Annotated in this window: 14 protein-coding genes; 6 read left to right on the top strand and 8 right to left on the bottom strand. The window is 69.2% G+C overall.

The features are described 5' to 3' along the window. Positions 1–171: 171 nt before the first annotated feature. The 4 genes from ACVCAH_RS25025 to ACVCAH_RS25040 all read right to left on the bottom strand — a co-directional run bounded on the left by ACVCAH_RS25025 (position 172) and on the right by ACVCAH_RS25040 (position 4,691). Positions 172–1,206, bottom strand: a complete 1,035-nt coding sequence (locus ACVCAH_RS25025) for a LacI family DNA-binding transcriptional regulator (protein ID WP_447138641.1) — start codon at positions 1,204–1,206, stop codon at positions 172–174. A gap of 328 nt (positions 1,207–1,534) precedes the next feature. Next, positions 1,535–2,299, bottom strand: a complete 765-nt coding sequence (locus ACVCAH_RS25030; RefSeq protein WP_447138689.1) for a sugar phosphate isomerase/epimerase family protein — start codon at positions 2,297–2,299, stop codon at positions 1,535–1,537. A gap of 62 nt (positions 2,300–2,361) precedes the next feature. After that, entirely contained in the window at positions 2,362–3,543 is a 1,182-nt protein-coding gene (locus tag ACVCAH_RS25035; RefSeq protein ID WP_447138642.1) for a dihydrodipicolinate synthase family protein, read from the bottom strand. Beyond that, the gene (locus tag ACVCAH_RS25040) at positions 3,540–4,691 is read right to left on the bottom strand and encodes a Gfo/Idh/MocA family protein (protein ID WP_447138643.1); all 1,152 of its coding nucleotides are present in this window, start codon (positions 4,689–4,691) and stop codon (positions 3,540–3,542) included. The genes ACVCAH_RS25035 and ACVCAH_RS25040 overlap by 4 nt, the downstream gene beginning before the upstream one ends. 128 nt (positions 4,692–4,819) lie before the next feature. Here ACVCAH_RS25040 and ACVCAH_RS25045 point away from each other — a divergent pair, with 128 nt between their 5' ends. Next, positions 4,820–5,842: a LacI family DNA-binding transcriptional regulator gene (locus ACVCAH_RS25045; RefSeq protein ID WP_447138644.1), complete on the top strand. Its 1,023-nt coding sequence runs from the start codon at positions 4,820–4,822 to the stop codon at positions 5,840–5,842. Positions 5,843–6,189: 347 nt separating this feature from the next. Here the strand turns inward: ACVCAH_RS25045 and ACVCAH_RS25050 are convergent, their stop codons facing one another. Next, a complete protein-coding gene (locus ACVCAH_RS25050) occupies positions 6,190–7,617 on the bottom strand; it encodes a hypothetical protein (protein WP_447138645.1) in 1,428 nt (475 codons plus the stop codon). A gap of 355 nt (positions 7,618–7,972) precedes the next feature. Between ACVCAH_RS25050 and ACVCAH_RS25055 the strand changes: the two genes are divergently transcribed. Further along, the gene (locus ACVCAH_RS25055; protein WP_447138646.1) at positions 7,973–9,073 is read left to right on the top strand and encodes a CapA family protein; all 1,101 of its coding nucleotides are present in this window, start codon (positions 7,973–7,975) and stop codon (positions 9,071–9,073) included. A 280-nt stretch (positions 9,074–9,353) separates the two neighbouring features. Here the strand turns inward: ACVCAH_RS25055 and ACVCAH_RS25060 are convergent, their stop codons facing one another. Further along, entirely contained in the window at positions 9,354–11,297 is a 1,944-nt protein-coding gene (locus ACVCAH_RS25060; RefSeq protein WP_447138647.1) for a DUF2264 domain-containing protein, read from the bottom strand. After that, on the bottom strand, positions 11,240–12,244 hold the full coding sequence (locus ACVCAH_RS25065; protein ID WP_447138648.1) for a hydroxyacid dehydrogenase: 1,005 nt from the start codon (positions 12,242–12,244) through the stop codon (positions 11,240–11,242). Before ACVCAH_RS25065 ends, ACVCAH_RS25060 begins: the two co-directional genes overlap by 58 nt. Before the next feature lie 337 nt (positions 12,245–12,581). Between ACVCAH_RS25065 and ACVCAH_RS25070 the strand changes: the two genes are divergently transcribed. Genes ACVCAH_RS25070 through ACVCAH_RS25080 form a run of 3 tightly spaced genes read left to right on the top strand, consistent with a single transcriptional unit; the run spans position 12,582 to position 16,036 of the window. Further along, positions 12,582–13,466: an ABC transporter permease gene (locus ACVCAH_RS25070; RefSeq protein WP_447138649.1), complete on the top strand. Its 885-nt coding sequence runs from the start codon at positions 12,582–12,584 to the stop codon at positions 13,464–13,466. Next, a complete protein-coding gene (locus tag ACVCAH_RS25075; RefSeq protein WP_447138650.1) occupies positions 13,466–14,362 on the top strand; it encodes a carbohydrate ABC transporter permease in 897 nt (298 codons plus the stop codon). Before ACVCAH_RS25070 ends, ACVCAH_RS25075 begins: the two co-directional genes overlap by 1 nt. 33 nt (positions 14,363–14,395) lie before the next feature. Beyond that, a complete protein-coding gene (locus tag ACVCAH_RS25080; protein WP_447138651.1) occupies positions 14,396–16,036 on the top strand; it encodes an extracellular solute-binding protein in 1,641 nt (546 codons plus the stop codon). Between the two features lie 46 nt (positions 16,037–16,082). On the opposite strand, the gene ACVCAH_RS25085 is transcribed toward ACVCAH_RS25080, so the two are convergent. Further along, positions 16,083–17,144: a LacI family DNA-binding transcriptional regulator gene (locus ACVCAH_RS25085; RefSeq protein WP_447138652.1), complete on the bottom strand. Its 1,062-nt coding sequence runs from the start codon at positions 17,142–17,144 to the stop codon at positions 16,083–16,085. Positions 17,145–17,322: 178 nt separating this feature from the next. On the opposite strand from ACVCAH_RS25085, the gene ACVCAH_RS25090 reads away from it, so the two are divergent. Continuing rightward, positions 17,323–18,303: a glycoside hydrolase family 43 protein gene (locus ACVCAH_RS25090; protein WP_447138653.1), complete on the top strand. Its 981-nt coding sequence runs from the start codon at positions 17,323–17,325 to the stop codon at positions 18,301–18,303. The last annotated feature ends 175 nt before the right edge of the window (positions 18,304–18,478 follow it).

The raw sequence follows: 18,478 nt of genomic DNA on the forward strand, positions 1-18,478 counted from the left end.
TTGAGGTGTGGTCAGGCCGTTCGGCCGCACCCGTCTTGTACGGACCCGCCGCTTGACTCGATCTCCGCGGTCAAGAAGCCAAGGGCACGTGTCACTCGGACTGCAAGAGTGGCCATGGGGTGAGGCCCGCCCACACCCAGTGCGGCGGATCCCACTTGTACCCGCTGTGGTTCATCGCTGCGGGGCGGGTCCGGTCGATTCGCGTACCACAAGTTCGTGGCCGGTCGCGCGGCGACGGGGGCGGGTCGAGCGCGGCTTGAGCGCGAGGGTGAGCGCCATGCGGCCCATGTCGGTCATCGGTAGCCGGATGGTGGTGAGGCTCGGCGCGAGGTCTGCGGCCACGGAGACGTCGTCGAAGCCGACGACCGACATCCGTTCGGGCACGGGGATGTGGTGCGCGCGCAGCGTCGACAGCACGCCGATCGCCATCGTGTCGTTGACCGCGATGATCGCCGTCGTCTCCGAGTGGTCACGCAGAATCTGTTCGGCCGCCAGCCGACCGCCGTCGCGGGTGAAGTCGCTCGGCACGACGGGGAGTCTGTCGAGAGAGAGCCCGTGCTGCCGCAGGGCTGACGAGACGCCGGCGAGCCGGTCGGCGACGGTGGTGAGCCTGGCGGTGCCGGCGGCGACCGCGATGCGCCGGTGGCCGAGTTCCAGCAGGTGCTCGGCGAGCGTCCGGCCGCCGGCCTCGTTGTCGGGCAGGACGGCGTCGGCCCCGAGCGCGTGGCGTCCGATAACGGCGACCCGGCCGCCCTGGCTCTGGAACTCGGACAACTCGGCCCGCGCCTCGGCCTCGATGCGGATGTCGCTGTATCCCGATCCGGCGATGAGGATGATCCCCACCCGCTGTGCTATGAGGTGCCGGAGCCGGCGCAGCTCCTCGTGGGGGTCGCGGCCGGAGTGGCAGATCTGCACGAGCAGCCCCTCCTCGGCGGCGACCTGGATGACCCCGCCTGCGATCTCGGAGGAGTAAGGGTCGTCGACCTGGTGCACGACCAGACCCACTGTGGAGCTTGCGCCGCCGGCCAGGGTGCGGGCGTACGGGTTGGCGACGTACCCGAGATCCTTCGACACCTGCCGGACGCGGTTGGCCACCTGTTCGCTGACGCCGTTCCGGCCCGAGAGGGCGCGAGAGGCGGTCGCCAACGAGATGCCGGCGCGTTCGGCCACGTCGACGAGGCGCATCCTCGGGCCAGGCTTGGGCATCGGCAACTCCCCCGAAACATCGGTCTCGTCGCGCCATCAACGGTGACGATTGATACAGCCTAGGTTGCGAAAGGGCGTTCGTAAGCGCTTCCGTGCTGGCGTATGAGCGGCAAGGGATGAAAACTCGACACCGCCGTGGTTCTCGCCAAGGAGGGGCGCCACGGGCATCCGAGATGGCGGGACTCGTGCGCGTACACGTTTCCGGGCCGGCGCCCCAGTGCTCGCCAGCCCCAGTTCGGCGGGCTCGATTGCGGCGGTGGCGCCGCCGAGCCACCGACGCAGTTTCAGGAACGTTGCGTCGGTACAGCGGCACGTGACGCACAAGCCGCTAGCGCTCGGCGACATGCTCCAGATATCCGTTGATCGACGCGTCGAGCACCTCCCGGCCGGGTCGGGACCACAGCCCGGCGTGAAAGACCTCTACCTCGACCGGCCCCGTGTAGCCGGCCGCGTCAACTGCTTGCCGGAACCGGCGCAGCTCCAGGCAGCCCTCGCCGGGCAGCCCTCGTCCCAGCAGCACGCCTTCCGGGAGGGGCGTGATCCAGTCGGCGGCCTGGAAGCAGGCGATGCGCTTCTCCCGGCCGGCCCGGTCGATCTGCTGCCACACCTGATCGTCCCACCACAGGTGGTAGGTGTCGACGACGACCCCCACCGCGTGCGGCGGAAAGGGCCATGCGAGATTCAAGGCCTGGCCTAGAGTCGCCACCACACAGCGGTCGGAGCAGAACATTGGATGCAGCGGCTCGATCGCCAACTGGACGCCCGCGTCGAGCGCGTGCGGTACCAGCGCTCCGATTGCGTCGCGGACGTTCTTCCGCGCCGCGTCAAGGTCGCGACTGCCGTCGGGCAGACCGCCGGAGACGAGTACCAGCGTGGGTGCGCCGAGCGTGGCCGCCTCGTCGATGGCGCGTCGGTTCTCGTCGAACCAGCCGGGCTGGTTGAAGAAGCCACCGCGACACAGCGATGTGACGGCCAATCCGGCGCTGCGTATCAGCGACGCCGTCTTCTCCACGCCGTACGCCGCCGCCTCTTCCCGCCACAGGCCGACGCCAGTGACGCCGGCATCGACGCACCCGGCGATGAGGTCCTCCATCGGCCAGTACTTCGCGGTCGCCTGGTTGAAGGAGAAGCGGATGAGCCTTCTTTCGTCCCGGGTCACTGCGGCACCCCGACCGTGGTCAGCCAGGCGCGTGCCCGGTGGGCGGCGAGTTCCGCGTCGGGCAGCAGCCCGGCGGTGTCGGCGAGCCGGAACAGTTCGATGAGATGCCGCGGCGACCTGCCGCTGTGCAGGCCACTGACCATGGTGAAGTGATCCTGGTGGCCGGCGAGCCAGGCGAGGAAGACGATGCCGGTCTTGTAGTAGTACGTGGGTGCGCCGAAGATGTGCCGGGCCAGAGGTACGGTCGGGGTGAAGATCTGTTCGTACCGGGCGAGATCGCCGGCGTCGAGTGCCCGCATGGCCGCCGCCGCCGGTGGCGCGATGGCGGCGAAGATGCCGAGCAGGGCGTCTGAATAGGTCCGGCCGACTCGGTCAGAGGGCCCGGGTTGGTGCCCATCGCCTCGAATGAGGGCGGGGTAGTGGAAGTCGTCGCCGGTGTAGAGACGGACGTCCTTCGGCAGCCGGCGGCGCAGCGCGATCTCGAACTCCTCGTCGAGCAGCGACACCTTGATTCCATCGACCTTACCCGCGTGCGTTTCGATCAGGGCGAGTACGGTCTCGGTGGCCACGCCGAGGTCGGGGGAGCCCCAGTAACCGGCAAGCGCCGGGTCGAACATGGGCCCGAGCCAGTGCAGCACCACTGGCCCCTCGGCGTGGCGTAGCAGTTCGCCGTACACGCTTAGGTAGTCCTCAGGCGTGGTCGCCGCCGCAGCGAGATGGCGGCTGCACATGAGCACCGGTCGGGCGCCCGCCGCCTGCACATCGTCGAGCTGTTCGCCGTAGGCCTTACGAACCTCGTCGAGGGTGGCGGGGCCGTTGGGCAGCTGATCGGTGGCCACTCCGGCGACGATCAAACCACCAGCCTCGCGTGCTTCCCGGGAGCTGCGCCGGACGAGCTCACGGGTCGTCGGATAGTCCAGGCCCATGCCGCGTTGGGCGGTGTCCATCGCCTCCGCGACTCCGAAGCCGTGCCGCCACAGATGGTGCCGGAACGCCAGGGTGGCGTCCCAGTCCAGTGCTGCTGGCTGGCCCGGGGTGTTGTCAGCTGTGGGATCGGCGACGACGTGTGCCGCCGCGTAGGCGACACGGGCCGTGAACTGCGGGCCAGGTGCCGCGAACTCGTCCCCCCTGCCGCTGAGGACCAACCGCCCGTCCGGCAGGTTGACCGCGGTGTTCATCGATCCAGCTCCGGGATCTCGATGCGCCGGCCCTCACGAGCGGCCTGCAGACCCAGCTCGGCGAGTTGAACGCCGCGGGCGCCCGCCCACAGGTCCCAGGTGTACGGGGCGCCCTCGACGACGTGGCGGAGAAACAGCTCCCACTGGGTCTTGAAGCCGTTGTCGAACTCGTCGTTGTCGGGCACCAGCTGCCACTGGCTGCGGAAGTCCTCGGCGGAGGGCAAATCCGGGTTCCACACGGGCTTGGGGGTCGTGGCCCGGTGTTGGATCCGGCAGTTGCGCAGGCCCGCCACCGCGCTTCCGTGCGTGCCGTCGACCTGGAACTCCACCAGTTCGTCGCGGTACACGCGCACCGCCCACGACGAGTTAATCTGCGCGACTGTCCCGCCCTCGATCTCAAAGATGCCGTACGCCGCGTCGTCCGCGGTGGCTCGGTAGGGCTCACCTTCCTCGTTCCACCGCTGATCTATGTGCGTGGTGACGTGGGCGGTGACCGCGGTGACCCTGCCGAAGATCTGCTCGAGCACGTAATGCCAGTGCGGGAACATGTCGCAGGTGATGCCCCCGCCGTCGGCCGCCCGGTAGTTCCAGGAAGGTCGCTGCCCCGTCTGCCAGTCGCCCTCGAAGACCCAGTAGCCGAATTCACCCCGGATCGACAGCACGCGGCCGAAGAAGCCGCCCTTGACCAGCCGGTCGAGTTTGCGCAACCCGGGCAGGAAGAGCTTGTCCTGCACCACGCCATGCTTGAGGCCAGCCGCGTCGGCCCGACGCGCTAGGTCGACGGCACCGGCAAGGTCCTCCGCGGTCGGCTTTTCGGTGTAGACGTGCTTGCCCGCCTCGATCGCGGCACGCAGCGACTTTTCTCGTTCGCTGGTGACCTGGGCGTCGAAGTAGATGTGCATGTCGGGGCGGGCGAGGCTGGCGGCGAGGTCGCTGCTCCACTCGGTGAGACCGTGCCGGCCGGCGATCTCGCGCAGTTTGGTCTCGTTGCGACCCACCAGGAGCAGTTCGGGCCACAGTCGGCCGCCGTCACTCAGGGGCAGGCCGCCCTGCTCACGGATCGCCAGCAGTGACCGGACCAGGTGCTGCCGGTAACCCATCCGCCCGGTGACGCCGTTGATCACGATCCCGATCGTGGTACGGGACATGCAAGGCCCTCCCCTTGGTAAGCGCTTTCCTGGTACCCTAGCCGCGGCGAATCCTCCGGAGCAAGGGCTTTCCCTACGCTCCGCTATGCTGTGATTGGATTGCGCGGGCATTGCGGGGAGGGTTGGCTATGGCCACGCTGGCTGATGTCGCACGCCGGGCGGGCGTCTCCCCGGCCACTGTGTCCCGCATCGTCAACGGCAGCAGCAAGCCTGTGGCGGAAGCCCTGCGCCTGCGGGTTCTTGCGGCCGTCGAAGAGTTGCAGTACGTACCCAACGCCCACGCCCAACTCCTGGCCCGTTCGCACCGCAGCGCGATTGGCGTCATCGTGCACGACGTTTCCGACCCGTACTTCGCCGAGATCACCCGTGGCCTGCAGCGGGTAGCGACCGAGAACGGCCGGCTCGTCATCATCTGCAACAGCTACCGTCAACCGGACAAGGAACTGGAGTATGTCGAACTGCTGCGCGCCCACCAGGCCGCCGCGATCATCCTCGCCGGATCCGGTTACCACGACACCGGGTTCACCACCACGCTGAACAGCAAACTTCGGGTTTACCAGGCCACTGGTGGGCGCATCGCGGTCATTGGCCGTCACGAATACGTGGGCGATGCGGTCGTACCCGACAACGAGAAGGGCGGCTACCTTCTCGGCAACGAGTTGTACGCGCTCGGCCACCAACGGATCGGCGTCATCGCCGGGCCGAAGCAGCTGACGACGACCACCGACCGCATTGCCGGCCTGCGCCGCGCCGCTCGGGATCACCGCCGGCAGGTGCCCGCCCGACGCATCGTCTACGGCGACTTCGACCGCGCCAGCGGTGCCGCCGCCGCGGCCGCACTGCTCGACGCCGAACCCAACCTGACCGCCGTCGCGGCGCTCAATGACTCCATGGCCGTCGGCGCCCTCGCGCTGCTGCGCTCGCGGGGCATCGCCGTTCCCAACGAGATCAGCGTGGTCGGCTTCGACGACATGCCGATCGCGTCCGATGTGACCCCCGCGTTGACCACCGTGCGACTTCCCCTTGCCGACATGGGCGCTTGCGCCGTCACGCTAGCGCTGCAACCACCGGATGACGGCAACGGACCGCGCATCGAGCAGATGGGTGCGGAGCTCGTTCGCCGGGAGAGTTCCGGCCCGCCCCGGTCCTGACGCCGTTCACAGTCCGTCGGGGTCGACGCCGGCTCAGGGTGGAGCAGCTTCCGCAAGGTCAAGCTCGAGGGCGACGCCACGATGGCCGACCCGTACGAGCTCGCACCCCTGCCCGACGGTCGAGTGCTGTACATCCAACGCACCGGGCAGACCCTCCATCCCGGACAGATGTCGGAGGTGATGGGTCGGCCGCCGCGGGTCGACCGGCACGGCGGCGAGGTGTTTGTCTACCGTCGCGCCGGCCTACCGTGCCACGCCTGCGGCACCGAGATTCGCCGTGGTGACCTCGCCGGCCAGACGCCCACGCCCGGAGGCGCGGCGGATCCGGGCGTGGGCGGCAGGACGTTTTACGACCAGACGATCATGTTGTCCCACCACTGGCCGGCGCGCATGAGCAGCTCAAGATTTCGGCCGCCGCTCGCGACGTATCCGTGGATGGCGATGCGCGAATAGACCGCCGACATGGCGCCTCGACCCGACCCGTCGTACCAGCCGCCCCGATGGATGTCGTCGTCCCCGGTGCCGGGGAACGTCGCATGGGAGACATCGATCCAGGGGAAGTCGCCTGGTACCGGCAGCTGTGTCGCCTCCATGAACCGATGGGTATAGGCCACCTTGGCCGCCAGATCGTCCCAGAACGATCGTGGGTCGAGGATCGAGTTCGGCGGACTGCCCTTCCAGTACGTCTCGGCCCACTCCGACGAGCGAGGCACCGTCACCCGGTTGTCGATCAGGGCCTTCAGCGCCGTGCCGAGGTCGCCGATCGCGTTCGGCGACCAGCCGTAGGTGATGAGGTAGGGGTGCTCACCGGTCTCCTCGCCGAACTGGAAGTCCGCGCCGTCGAGCGGGAATCCGGGAGGGCTGCCGGCATAGATGAGCTCCGGATCGATCTCGTCGGTGGCCAGTAACGGCCGCGCGGCTGCGGCAGCGGCTCGCTCGTACGCCGGCCGGTGGTAGCGCCCGAACCCCTCGGCGAGGGCGCGGACGGCCGAGTACTGCTCGATCGACAGCATCGCGGGGGACCAGTTCGTCACGTCCCATGAACCCATCGTCCCGTCCGCGGCGTCGACGAGGTGCGGGAACCCGCCGGCGAGCCTCGGGTTGTCGAAGCGCTCGGTAGCCTCGCCGAGCGTGAACTGCAGCTCGACAAGCCGGTCCAGCAGCGCCGTACCGACTTCGTCGATGTCCCGCAATTCGGACCGCAGATCGGCGCGGGCCTGACCGTGGGCTTCGTGGAGCTCATCTTGGAGGAACTCCGCGTATGCCACCAGGAAGCTGGCATTGCCGGTCAGCGTTCGGATGTCACCCTGGTGCAGAATCTGCTCGGGAGTTGTGGCGAATTTCTGGACCAGCCCGCTGGCGAATCCGCGCACGTTCGTGACCAGCGCGGGGTGTGAGAGCAGGAACGGGTCCTCGAGCACCTGCGCCCCCAACAGCGCGTTCATGTGAGAGGGGCGGGCGGTCAGCATGCGGTCGAGGAGCGCCTCGAGAACCGCCCGGTGATGGGGGTCGCCGGTCACCTTGTGCATCGCGGCGTAGGCCGTTAGTGCGTGCCCGACGCCTTCCAGTCCTCGGCCGACATACCGGCCGTCCACCGTCACCTGCGTGTATGCCCCGACGACCGTGGGCTCCTGCGCGGCCGCGCTGGCCATGCCCGCCGCGCCCGTGCCGGCGACCGCTGGCGCGGCCAGCGGGACCACCATGATCGTTGTGGCCAGCATTGCGACGGTGAACCGAGTTCGGCGCGAGCCGAGTCTCCTCTGCGGACCAATCATCCGTTACCTCCTCCTCGCGGCTGCCCTGTTGGCGCGCTCCTCCACCACCGCCCGCCCGTCGGCCCGAGCGTCAAACCGGAGCCGCAACATACGGGCTAGACCGTTAATAGGGCGATCTCGGTGGTTTCCGGCTAGCGGTGAAGAGAGAGTGGTTAGGGCCACGGCCGAAATGGTCGATCAGGAGGCTATCGGCGGCGAGTGACCTTCGTCAAACTCTGATTCTTCACGGTCCTGGCGATGTCTGATCCGATCCGGACGGTGGTCTGCCCGTGGTGGCAGCTACGAGGGCCCTCGGCGTGAGGGCTGAGACGGTCAGCCGAGCACGAGCCGGCACTCGACCCCGTACCCTGTGCGGGTGAGCAGAACCACGGTGGGTGCGCGGCGCGCGACGCTGGCGGCCCTCACGGTCGGCGCCGCGCTAGCCGGCTGTACCGCCGAACCGTCGGACCACGCGGCCGGGCGGGAGTCCACGGCCTCGGCGACGCCGAGCGCCGCGGCATCGCCGAGTGCTGCCGCTCCGGGCGTGGCCGCTCCGGTCGAGCTGCGGCTGGCCTTCGCGGGCGACGTCCACTTCACCGGCCGCACGCTGCACCTGCTGGACGACCCGGAGACGGCGTTCGGTCGCATCGCCCTGGTGCTACGCGACGCCGATCTCACACTGCTAAACCTCGAGACGGCGGTGACCGACCGCGGTACGCCGCAGCCCAAGCGCTTCCACTTCCGATCGCCGGAGACCGCATACGCGGCGCTGCGCGCGGCGGGGATCGATGCAGCGTCGATCGCCAACAACCACACCCTCGACTACGGCCACGTGGGGCTGCTTGACACCCTCGACGCGGCGGCGGAGGCGGACTTCCCGGTGTTCGGCGCGGGACGCGACGCCGACGCGGCGTACGCGCCGTGGCTGACCACCGTGAAGGGTGTGCGGATCGCGGTGCTCGGCATGTCGCAGGTGCACGAGCTGGCCGCGCAGTGGAAGCCGACGGACAGCCGGCCGGGGGTCGCGATGGCGTTCGACGGGGCCCGGGCCACCGCTGCCGTGCGGGCCGCCCGCAACCAGGCAGACCTGGTGATCGTCTTCATGCACTGGGGGGCCGAGGGCAACTCCTGTCCAAACCGGGAGATGAAGACATTCGCCGGCCGGATGGCCCGCGCCGGAGCCGACATCGTGCTCGGCACGCACGCGCACACGCTGCTCGCCGACGGCTGGCTCGGCAAGACCTACGTGCACTACGGGCTGGGCAACTTCCTCTGGTACGGCAACTCGCACAGCACCGACTCCGGCATACTGCGGCTGACCGTGCGCGGGCGGACGGTGATGCGCAACGAGTTCCTGCCGGCCACGGTTTCCGGTACCGGGCGGCCCATGCTCGTGTCGGGCGCGGCCAAGGAGCGGATCGAGGACAAGCTCGCCACGGCGAAGCGCTGCACCGGCCTGACGACGACACGGCCCTAACGCCAGCTGTCACTGAACCCGAACCCCGAAGCCGAGCAGCGAGCCTGAAACCAGTGGTCGGCCCGGTCCCGGTCCCCTGACGGCCAAAGCGCGACGACGATGCGCCCGGATGAGTCCCCCCGACGCCGGGCTGCTGACCCTCTTCGGCCTTTGGCGGATCCAGCGCCGGATGACCTGACCTCGCAAAGGGTCGGCCAGTCGACAACGAACCAGCCCTGGTCGGACACGGGGCCGACCAGGGCTGCGTGCATCGCTGGCAACACTGTCTGTGGCAGGACGGTCAGTTCGCGAACAGCGTTGCCAGGTCGATCGATCGCTTGCTACCTGACGACCAGCTCACGGTCACCGTCGTCGCTTGGACGGTGACGGTGGCCGCCGAGGGCCAGTGGGCGGGTAGCACGGATCGAGCGAGGAGATGGGCCGCCACGTGTACGGTTGGCCCGTCGCCTCGTTGAGCAAGAAGGTACGGGACGCCGGAGTAGCGGCCCATCGCGCTCACGCCGTCGTAGCGCGCGACGCCGGCCGTGTCGTAGCCGTGCACACCAATCACCGCGGCGCACAGCCCGTCGGCGCGGTGCACCTCCGCGGCTGTGCAGGCCTGCGCGCGTACCGGGGCCACGTCGGCGAGGAGGTGGCCCCCCTCGCGCAGCCGCCCGCCGGGGGCGTCAACGAGATGGCAGCGCAGCTCCCACGGGCCATCGACCAGGGAGACGGTGACGATGCGGGCACCGACCGGCTGCCCATCGCGCTGTGGCACGTGCCATGAGGCCGCCATGCCGTTACCGACGAGGTGGCCGCGGATCGGTCCCCGCCGTGACGGGCGGCCGTCTGTGTCGAGGAGCGCTACGTGGTTGTCGATCCCGTCCGTGGCAGCTGGGCCGAGGCCTGGAGTGGTGTGGGTGGAGTACCCGAACCGGATGTATTGGGGATCGTCGACGTCGGTGTTCGGCGGGGACTGCTTGGGCTGGTGGTCGCTGCCGTGGTTGGTCAGTCGCACGATGCCGTCGTGGCTGTGGACCAGCCAGCCGACGCTGGGCAGGGCGAGGGGGGCGACGTTGTCGGAATCGGCCGGCTGCGGGGACTCCGTATCCGTCCACTCCGGATGATCGGCGGGCAGGGCGAGGCCAATGAACCCGAGGCCCGCGTAGTAGGGCGAGCCCGGGCCGCTGTAACGCTGGACCGAGAGGAGGTGCTCGTCAGCGTGCCAGCCGAGCGCGAGTGGGCCAGCGGCACCGACCCCGGCGTCGACGAAGTGGCGCAGCGTGCCGCTCGCGAGCCGCCGGGTGGTGCCCGGCACGAGTGGTGAGACCCCTTCGATGACGGCCATCCAGAGCGGAGCGAGGAGCGCCGCCCGGTAGGTGAGCGAGCGGCCTTGGTACATCGGAGCGCCGTCGGAGGCGAAGAAGTGGGCGTAGCGGTCAACGTACCCGGCGAGGCGCTCCCGCCACCGCCCAAGCCCGGCGTCGTCGCCGGTCAACCGGTACCACAGCCCGAGGAACGGGTGGATGACGTACGCGTTGTAGTGGTCGACGTGCCGCCCGTCGCCGTCGGTGTACCAGCCGTCGCCGGTATACCAGTCCTCCAGCTCGGCGACCCGCTCGGCGTTGGCGCACCCGTCCGTGTCGGCCCCGACGGACCGTAGGAACGCCTCGGCGGCAGCGGGGAAAAGCAGCCAGTTGCTGCTCGGGACGGGGCGCTGCGCGTGGTGGCGCAGCCAGTCGACGAGGCGGCCGCGTACGTCGTCGTCGAGTGCCTCCCAGACAGCCGCGCGGGAGACATGCAGGGCAAGGGCGAGTACCGCGGCTTCAACGATGGGCTGCCCGTTGCCGGGTCCGTCTTCGCCGACGCCGCGCCCTCGGGGCCAGGCGTCCGGCCTGTGCGCGGATACGCCGGCGCGCAGTCCTTCGGCATAGAAGCCTGCGTGGTCGTGGGGGTCGTTGCCCGTGGCGATCCGGCTTGCGGCGAGGACGAAGCTGCGCGCGAAGCCCTCGAGGCCGTCGGAGTGGAGACCGGAGTGGCTGGGCCGCCCGGGCGGTGTGATGAGTCCGTGTCCCTCGCTGGCATGCATCCGCAGGGTCAGCAGCCAGTGGTCGGCGATCGACTCCCAGTGCGACCGCGTCCACCCGGTGTACGGGGATCGGATCCGGTCCTCCGGTGGCAGCTGCGTCACGCGATCCTCCCCAGGTCCTGATGGGTGACAGCACCGTGCATCGGCTCGCCGCACAGGTGGCGCTCGACGTCGGCGACAGCGTAGGCACCGAGCCGGCGGATCTCGTTGCCGCGGGCGCCGGCGATGTGCGGGGTGGCGAGGACATTGGGCATGCTCAACAGCGGGTGGCCCGGGGGTAGCGGTTCGGGCTCGGTCACGTCGAGCACCGCGTCGAGCCGGCCGGCGCCACAGTGCCGAGCGAGCGCATCGGTGTCGACGAGTGATCCCCGGGCGGTGTTGACGACGATGCCACCCGACCTGATCAGGCCGAGCCGGCGGTCGTCGAGCAGGTGTCGGGTCTGCGGCAGGGCCGGCGCGTGCAGCGTGACGACGTCGCTGGTCGCACAGAGCGTGTCGAGGTCGACGAGGTGGGCACCGAGCGCCGTGGCGGTGGCCTGGTCCACGTACGGGTCGGCGAGCAGGAGCCGCATGTCGTGGTTGGCGAGGGCGCTGAGTACCAGGCGACCGATTCGTGACGCCCCGACGACGCCGACGGTGAGACCGTTGTTGCCGGCGTCCTCGCCGTCCTCGTGGCCTGCCGGCCGTCCTTGGCGGTAGTCGTGGGCGAGGCGGAAGGCGCGCTTGGCGGCGAGCAGGATCGCCGCGACCGTGTACTCCACGACCGGCACCGCGTTGGCCTGTGCGGCGGACGACACGGCGATCCCACGGTGCCACACCTCCTCGGGGAGCAGGCCCTTGACCGAGCCGGCTGCGTGAACCACGGCGCTGAGCAGGGGTGCCCGGTCCAGGACATCGACGCCGAGACGCGGCGCGCCCCACCCGGTGAGGAGGACCGCCGCGTCGGCGAGCAGTTCGCCCGCGACCGGGTCGTCCCATCGGGTGAGTATGGCGTCGTGACGTACGTCGGCGACCGCGCCGAGTCTCGCGAGCAGCTGCGGACCGAGCAGGTCCGGCAGGAGCGTGGGCCGCATCGCGAGTACAACGACGGCACGATCGGCCATGGGGCTCCCCTTTGTGTTGCGAAACCGTTTGCGGAAAAACTGACGGTAGCTCTGGTCATCGACGGGAGCAAGCACCTACCCTGACACCGTCTGGCGCTACTGCAACTCGTAACGGCGACAGAATGCCTGTTCAGTACGGCGCTTCCACCGGCCACGGGTCGACAGGCGCAGGAAAGGTTCAGGAACCGATTCGCTGAGCAGTCGCGTTCGAGGAGGGGAGGCGCGAGTGTGGACGACGCTCTCGCATACGGATCGCGAGGCGCCGACGGCGGCCTCCGAACAGGCCGGGCGCGGATCGGCTCCGCCGGCTGCCCGACGCGCGGGATCCAGACGCCGGTTGAAGCGCGACGCCGTGCTGCTCGCGCTCATGGTCCCCGGCGTGCTGTATTTCGCGATCTTCCATTACGGAGCGCTCGGTAACAACGTCATCGCGTTCAAGCGCTACGTGCCGTTCATCGGCATCGTCGACAGCCCGTGGGTCGGGTTTGACAACTTCACCCGCATGTTCGGCGACGCGGCCTTCTGGCAGGCGGCGCTCAACACGCTCGAGATCTCGGCGCTGCAACTGATCTTCTACTTCCCGGCTCCGCTCGCGCTCGCCCTGCTGCTGCACAGCATCACGAGTGTCACGGTCAAGCGATTCGTCCAGAGCGTGGTCTACCTTCCCCACTTCATCTCGTGGGTCATCGTGGTCGCGCTGTTCCAGCAGCTGCTCGGCGGCGCCGGGGTTCTCAACGGCATCCTCGCCGACAACGGCCTGTCCACCATCCACATCATCGGCAATCCCGACGCGTTCAAGCCGTTGGTGATCGCCCAGGTGATCTGGAAGGACGCCGGCTGGGGCACGATCATCTTCCTGGCCGCGCTGCACCAGGTCGACGAGCAGCTCTACGAGGCGTCCGCGATCGACGGCGCCGGCTGGTGGCGCCGGCTGTGGCACGTGACGCTGCCCGCCATCCGGCCGGTGCTGGTCCTGCTGCTCATCCTGCGCCTCGGCGACATCCTGTCGGTCGGCTTCGAGCAGTTCATCCTCCAGCGCGACGCGGTCGGGCCAGCGGCGGGCGAGGTCATCGACACGTTCGTCTACTACACCGGCGTGCTCGGCGGCGACTGGGGCTACGGGGCGGCCGCGGGTCTGGCCAAGGGAGTCATCGGCGCCGTCCTCGTCTATCTCGCCAACAAGATCGCCCACCGACTGGGTGAGCAGGGGGTGTACCGCTGATGGCCCGTGCTACCAGACCCGCCTGGCAGGGTCGCCCGTCGCCGCTGACGCAGGCGGCGAAGACCGTCGTCCTCGCCGTGATCGTCACGCTCGTCGTGGCGCCGTTCTGGGTGGTCATCGCGACGAGCCTGGCCACCACAGAGGAGCTCACCCGTAACGGCGGCTGGGTGCTCTGGCCCGGGGAGTGGACCTTGCAGGCCTACCAGGACGTGCTCTCCGGTGGCATCGTGACCCGCGCCCTGCTCATCAGCACCGGCGTCACCGTCGTCGGCACGCTGGCTAGCCTCGTCGCCACCATCCTGCTGGCGTACGCCCTCGCCCGGCCCGGCGTGTTCGGCGGTAAGCCGATCATGCTGCTCATCCTGTTCACGTTCCTGTTCCCACCGGGGATGATCCCGAGCTACCTGGTGGTCCAGCAACTCGGCCTGCTGGACAACCTGGGCTCGCTCGTGCTTCCCGTCCTCGTCAATGCGTTCAACCTCGTCGTTATGCGCGGCTTCTTCCAGGGCATCCCGGAGGATCTGTACAGCGCGGCGCGGATCGACGGCGCGGGGGAGGTCCAGATCCTCACCCGCATCGTCCTTCCGCTGTCGAAGGCGGTCGTCGCCGTGGTCGGCCTGTTCTATGCGGTCGGCTACTGGAACGCCTTCTTCAACGCGGTGCTCTATCTGAACGACGCCTCCCAGTGGCCCCTGCAGCCGGTGCTGCGGCTCTACGTCATCCAGGGCGCGCAACTCGCGGACTCCTCCGCCGCCAGCGATGCGGGCAACTTCACCGCGCCGCAGTCGATCCAGATGGCCGCCCTGATCATCGCGACGGTGCCCATCCTTCTCGTCTACCCGTTCCTGCAGCGGTACTTCGTCAGGGGCGTGCTCACCGGCGCCATCAAGTCCTGACCCCACCCACCACCACCGAGAGAGGGACATCTCATGGACAGATCCCCACTGTCGCGGCGCTCGCTGTTGCGCATGATCGGAGCCGGTGCGGCCGCCGTGGCGGTGCCCGGCCTGGCGGCCTGCGGCGGTAGCGGCGGCAACAGCGGCAGCGTCGGCAACGCGGGCAAGGACCTCGTGCCGTGGCCGACCTATGTCCCGTTCACCGGAGTGAAGCCGGACCTGCCCGGCGACGACCGCGGTGTGCAGGGCGCGTACCTGACCTACCCGCAGACGCTCGCCCAGAGCGTGGCGGCCAAGCCCGGTGACGGCTCCACCGTGCACGCCCTGATCATCACCTACTCGCCGCCGCCGCGGCCGGCGGGGGAGAACGAGTTCTGGAAGCTGATCAACCAGACGCTGGGAATCGACCTCAAGCTCACCCACGTGCCGAGCGCCGACTACCCGAAGAAGATGGCCACCCTGATGGCGAGCGGCGACATGCCCGACCTCATGGTGATCAACGGCGAGCCGCCGAACATCGACCAGTTCATCGCCGCCAAGTGCGCCGACCTGTCCGAGTCTCTGTCCGGCGACGCGATCAAGAAGTTCCCCAACCTCGCGAACATCCCGCCGTACGCCTGGCAGGGGGCGGGACGGGTCGGCGGACGGCTGATGACCGTACCGATCGAACGCCCCCGGTTCAACTACAGCCTGCACGTCAACCGCAGCCTCCTCGACTCCACCGGCGTACCGAAGAACTGGACCCAGGCGGAGTTCGAGCAGGCGATGACCGAGGTGACGAAGGGCCGTCGCTGGGGCATGGGCTCGGACAACTCCGAGTTGGGGCTGACCTGGCACGCGATGAGCTTCGGCGCACCAAACGCCTGGGAGGTCAAGGACGGGAAGTTCATCGGCACCTGGGAGTCGGAGCGCTGGCTGCCGGCGCTGGAGTTCACCGCGAAGCTGCGCAAGGCGGGGCTTTACCACCCGGACGCGCAGACCATGAGCGCCGTCGACATGAAGGCGCAGTTCTACAACCAGTCGGTCGCGAGCATGCCCGACGGACTGCTCGCTTACGTGACCACAGTCGGCAAGATCAAGGGCGCCTGGACGGTGGATCTCGGCCGGCTCTACCGCACCGACGCCCCCGGCGGGGTCCACTTCGCGAAGGGCATCTTCGGCCGGGTCGTCATCAAGAAGGCGGCAAAGGAACGGGTCGAACTGATCCTGCGCCTGCTGGACTACCTCGCCGCGCCGTTCGGCACGAAGGAGTACGAGGTGTCGCACTTCGGCGTGGAGGGCAAACACTTCACCCGCAACGCCGACGGGTCCCCGAAGCTCACCCCGCTCGCCGACATGGAGAACCCCAACACCCTGGGCATCCGGTACGTGATGGATGCCCCCAACGCGCTGTACATCCCGGGCGATCCCGAGGCCGCGAAGCGGATGCACGCCTACCAGTCCGAGATGATCGACAAGGCACTGCCGAACCCGGCCGCCGGTCTCACCTCGGACAGTGCCTCCACGCTGGAACACACCCTGCGGATGAAGCTGCGCGACAAAATGGCGGCGATCACCGCCGGCCGGGAGCCGGTGAGCGCCTGGACCGCCGCGGTCAAGGAATGGAAGGCGCAGGGCGGCGACAAGATCGCCGAGGAGTACGCCAAGGAGTACGCCGCCGCACAGAAGGGCTGACGGCCCGGCCGCGCCGCTGTCTCAGCGGCGCGGCTACGCCGCGATCTCAGCGGCGCGGCGGACGCACCGAGTCACGGACGACCACGTGGGTACCCAGCACGTGGTCGTCCATGGTGTTGTCCGGGTGCAGGGCGGCCCGCACCGCTGCCCGACCCAGCTCGGCATGCGGGATCCGCACCGTGGTGAGCGCGGGCACCAGGTCGGCGGCCTGGGGCAGGTCGTCGTAGCCGACGACCGACAGGTCGTCCGGCACGGCTACCCCGACCTCCCGGCAGGCGAGCAGTACGCCGGCGGCGACGAGGTCGTTGGCGGCGAAGACCGCCGTGAAGTCGGGGCCATTGGCGAGGAGTGCCTTCGTCCGTTGGTAGCCGAACGCGCGGGTGAACTGCCCCGGCTGCACGAGCATGGGGTCGAACGGGATGCTCCAGTCGGTCAGGGCCCGCCGGTAGCCGGCGACGCGTTCCGTCGCAGTCGTATGGCCCGGGTCGCCGCCGAGGAACAGGATGCGGCGGTGGCCGGCGGAGAGCAGGAAGCTGGTCATCGCGTAGGCGCCGCCCTCGTTGTCGTAGGTGACGACCGAGGCGGGGAGGTCGGCTGCAGGGGCCGGTCGGCCGCAGAAGACTAGGTGGGACCCGGCGGCTTTGAGCCCGCGCGCGACCTGGCGCATCCGGGCTAGGTAGTCCTCGGTCTCGACGACCCCGCCGACGAGGAGGACGGCGCGGGCGCCTTGCTCACGCATGAGGTTGACCACCTCGAGCTCCCGATCCGGGTGACCCTGGGTCGTGCACACGAGGCACAGCTTCCCCTCGGCGGCCGCCTGCTGCGCCACGGCCTGCGCGACCTCGGCGAGGAACGAGGCGGTCACGGCGTGGACCACCAGAGCGATGGTGCCGGGCTGCTCGGAGCTCAGGGCGCGGGCGTGAGCGTTCACGACGAACCCGAGATCCTCGACCGCCCGCAGCACCCGGCTGCGGGTGTCGGCGCCCACCGAGTACTTGCCGGAGAGGACCCGCGAAACACTGGCGACGGACACCCCGGCCTGGGTGGCCACGTCGCGGATCGTCGCCCGGCGTCGAGTTCCCAGTTCCCCGAGTTCCACCTGCGTCACCGCCACCTCCCGGAAACAGCCTGAGGCATTTTTTCCGCAGGCCGTCCCATCGTAGCGGTCGCGTCACCACCCGCCGATGAGGCAGGTGACAGGATCCGAGAAAAGTTTCGTAAACGATTGACGGAACAGCTCACGGATGGTGGGGTGTCACCACGCGCCCGTCTCCAAAGGAGTCCGGATGACCGATGTGACCCGACGACAACTGCTGGCGGGGGCGCTTGGCGCCGGTGGCGCAGTGCTGCTCGCGGGAACTCCGGCAAGCGCCGTTGGCAAAGACTTCCCCTCGCCCGTGCACCGGCTGGGTGGTGCCGATCCGGGCGTCCTGCGGGTCGGTGACACCTGGTACTGCTACTCCACCTCGGGCTCGGGCACCGGCGCCATCCCGATCCGGCGATCCGTGGACGGCGGCACGACGTGGACCGATGTCGGCCGGGTGTTCCCCATCGGCGCCCTGCCCACCTGGGTCACCGGGCCGAAGCGGTTCTGGGCGCCGGAGGTGCATGCGATCGGCGGACGCTACGTCGCCTACTACTCCGCAGACGGCCCGCAGCGGTGGTTCTGCATCGGAGCGGCGACCGCCGAGCATCCGGAGGGGCCGTGGACGGATCTCGGCGCCCCGCTGGTGAGTCGGCCCGATTACAGCGTGATCGATCCGAGCTTCTTCGTCGATCCGACCACCGGGCGCAGCTACCTCCTGTGGAAGAACAACACAAACGCGCTCACCCCGCCCCGCCCGACGGCGCTCGTGCTGCAAGAGGTGACCGCGGATGGGCTCACCCTGGTCGGCCCCTCCACCGATCTGCTGTTCAACACGCTCGAGTGGGAGGGCAAGGTCGTCGAGGCGCCCTCACTGATCCACCACAAGGGCTGGTACTACCTGTTCTACAGCGGCAACAACTACGGCAACGCCACCTACGCCGTGGGGGTCGCCCGGTCCCGTCACATCGACCACGGTTACGAAAAGCACGGCGAGCCCATCCTCGCCAGCGACGACGTGCTCGACGGCCCGGGCGGGCAGTTCCCGATGCCGGACGGCAACAACCGCTGGCAGATCTTCTTCCACGCCCGCGAGCGCGCCAACCCGGGGTCCGCCCGGCTGCTCTGGTGGGCACGCCTCAAGTTCCACCACGACTGGCCGGTCGTCGACTGGCGGCCGTAGCGACCACGTCACTGGACGCCCCCATCCACCGGCGAGGTTCGTACCGCCCGCCCTGCTGGACCCGTAACGCCAGGGTCGGGCACCGGTTGCGTGCCGGCAACCGGAACCGGCGAACCTGGTCTGGTTCACCGGCGCACCCCGCCGGCTCCATTCGCATCGAAGCTGACCAGCAGAC

Source organism: Micromonospora sp. LZ34 (genome assembly GCF_052981855.1).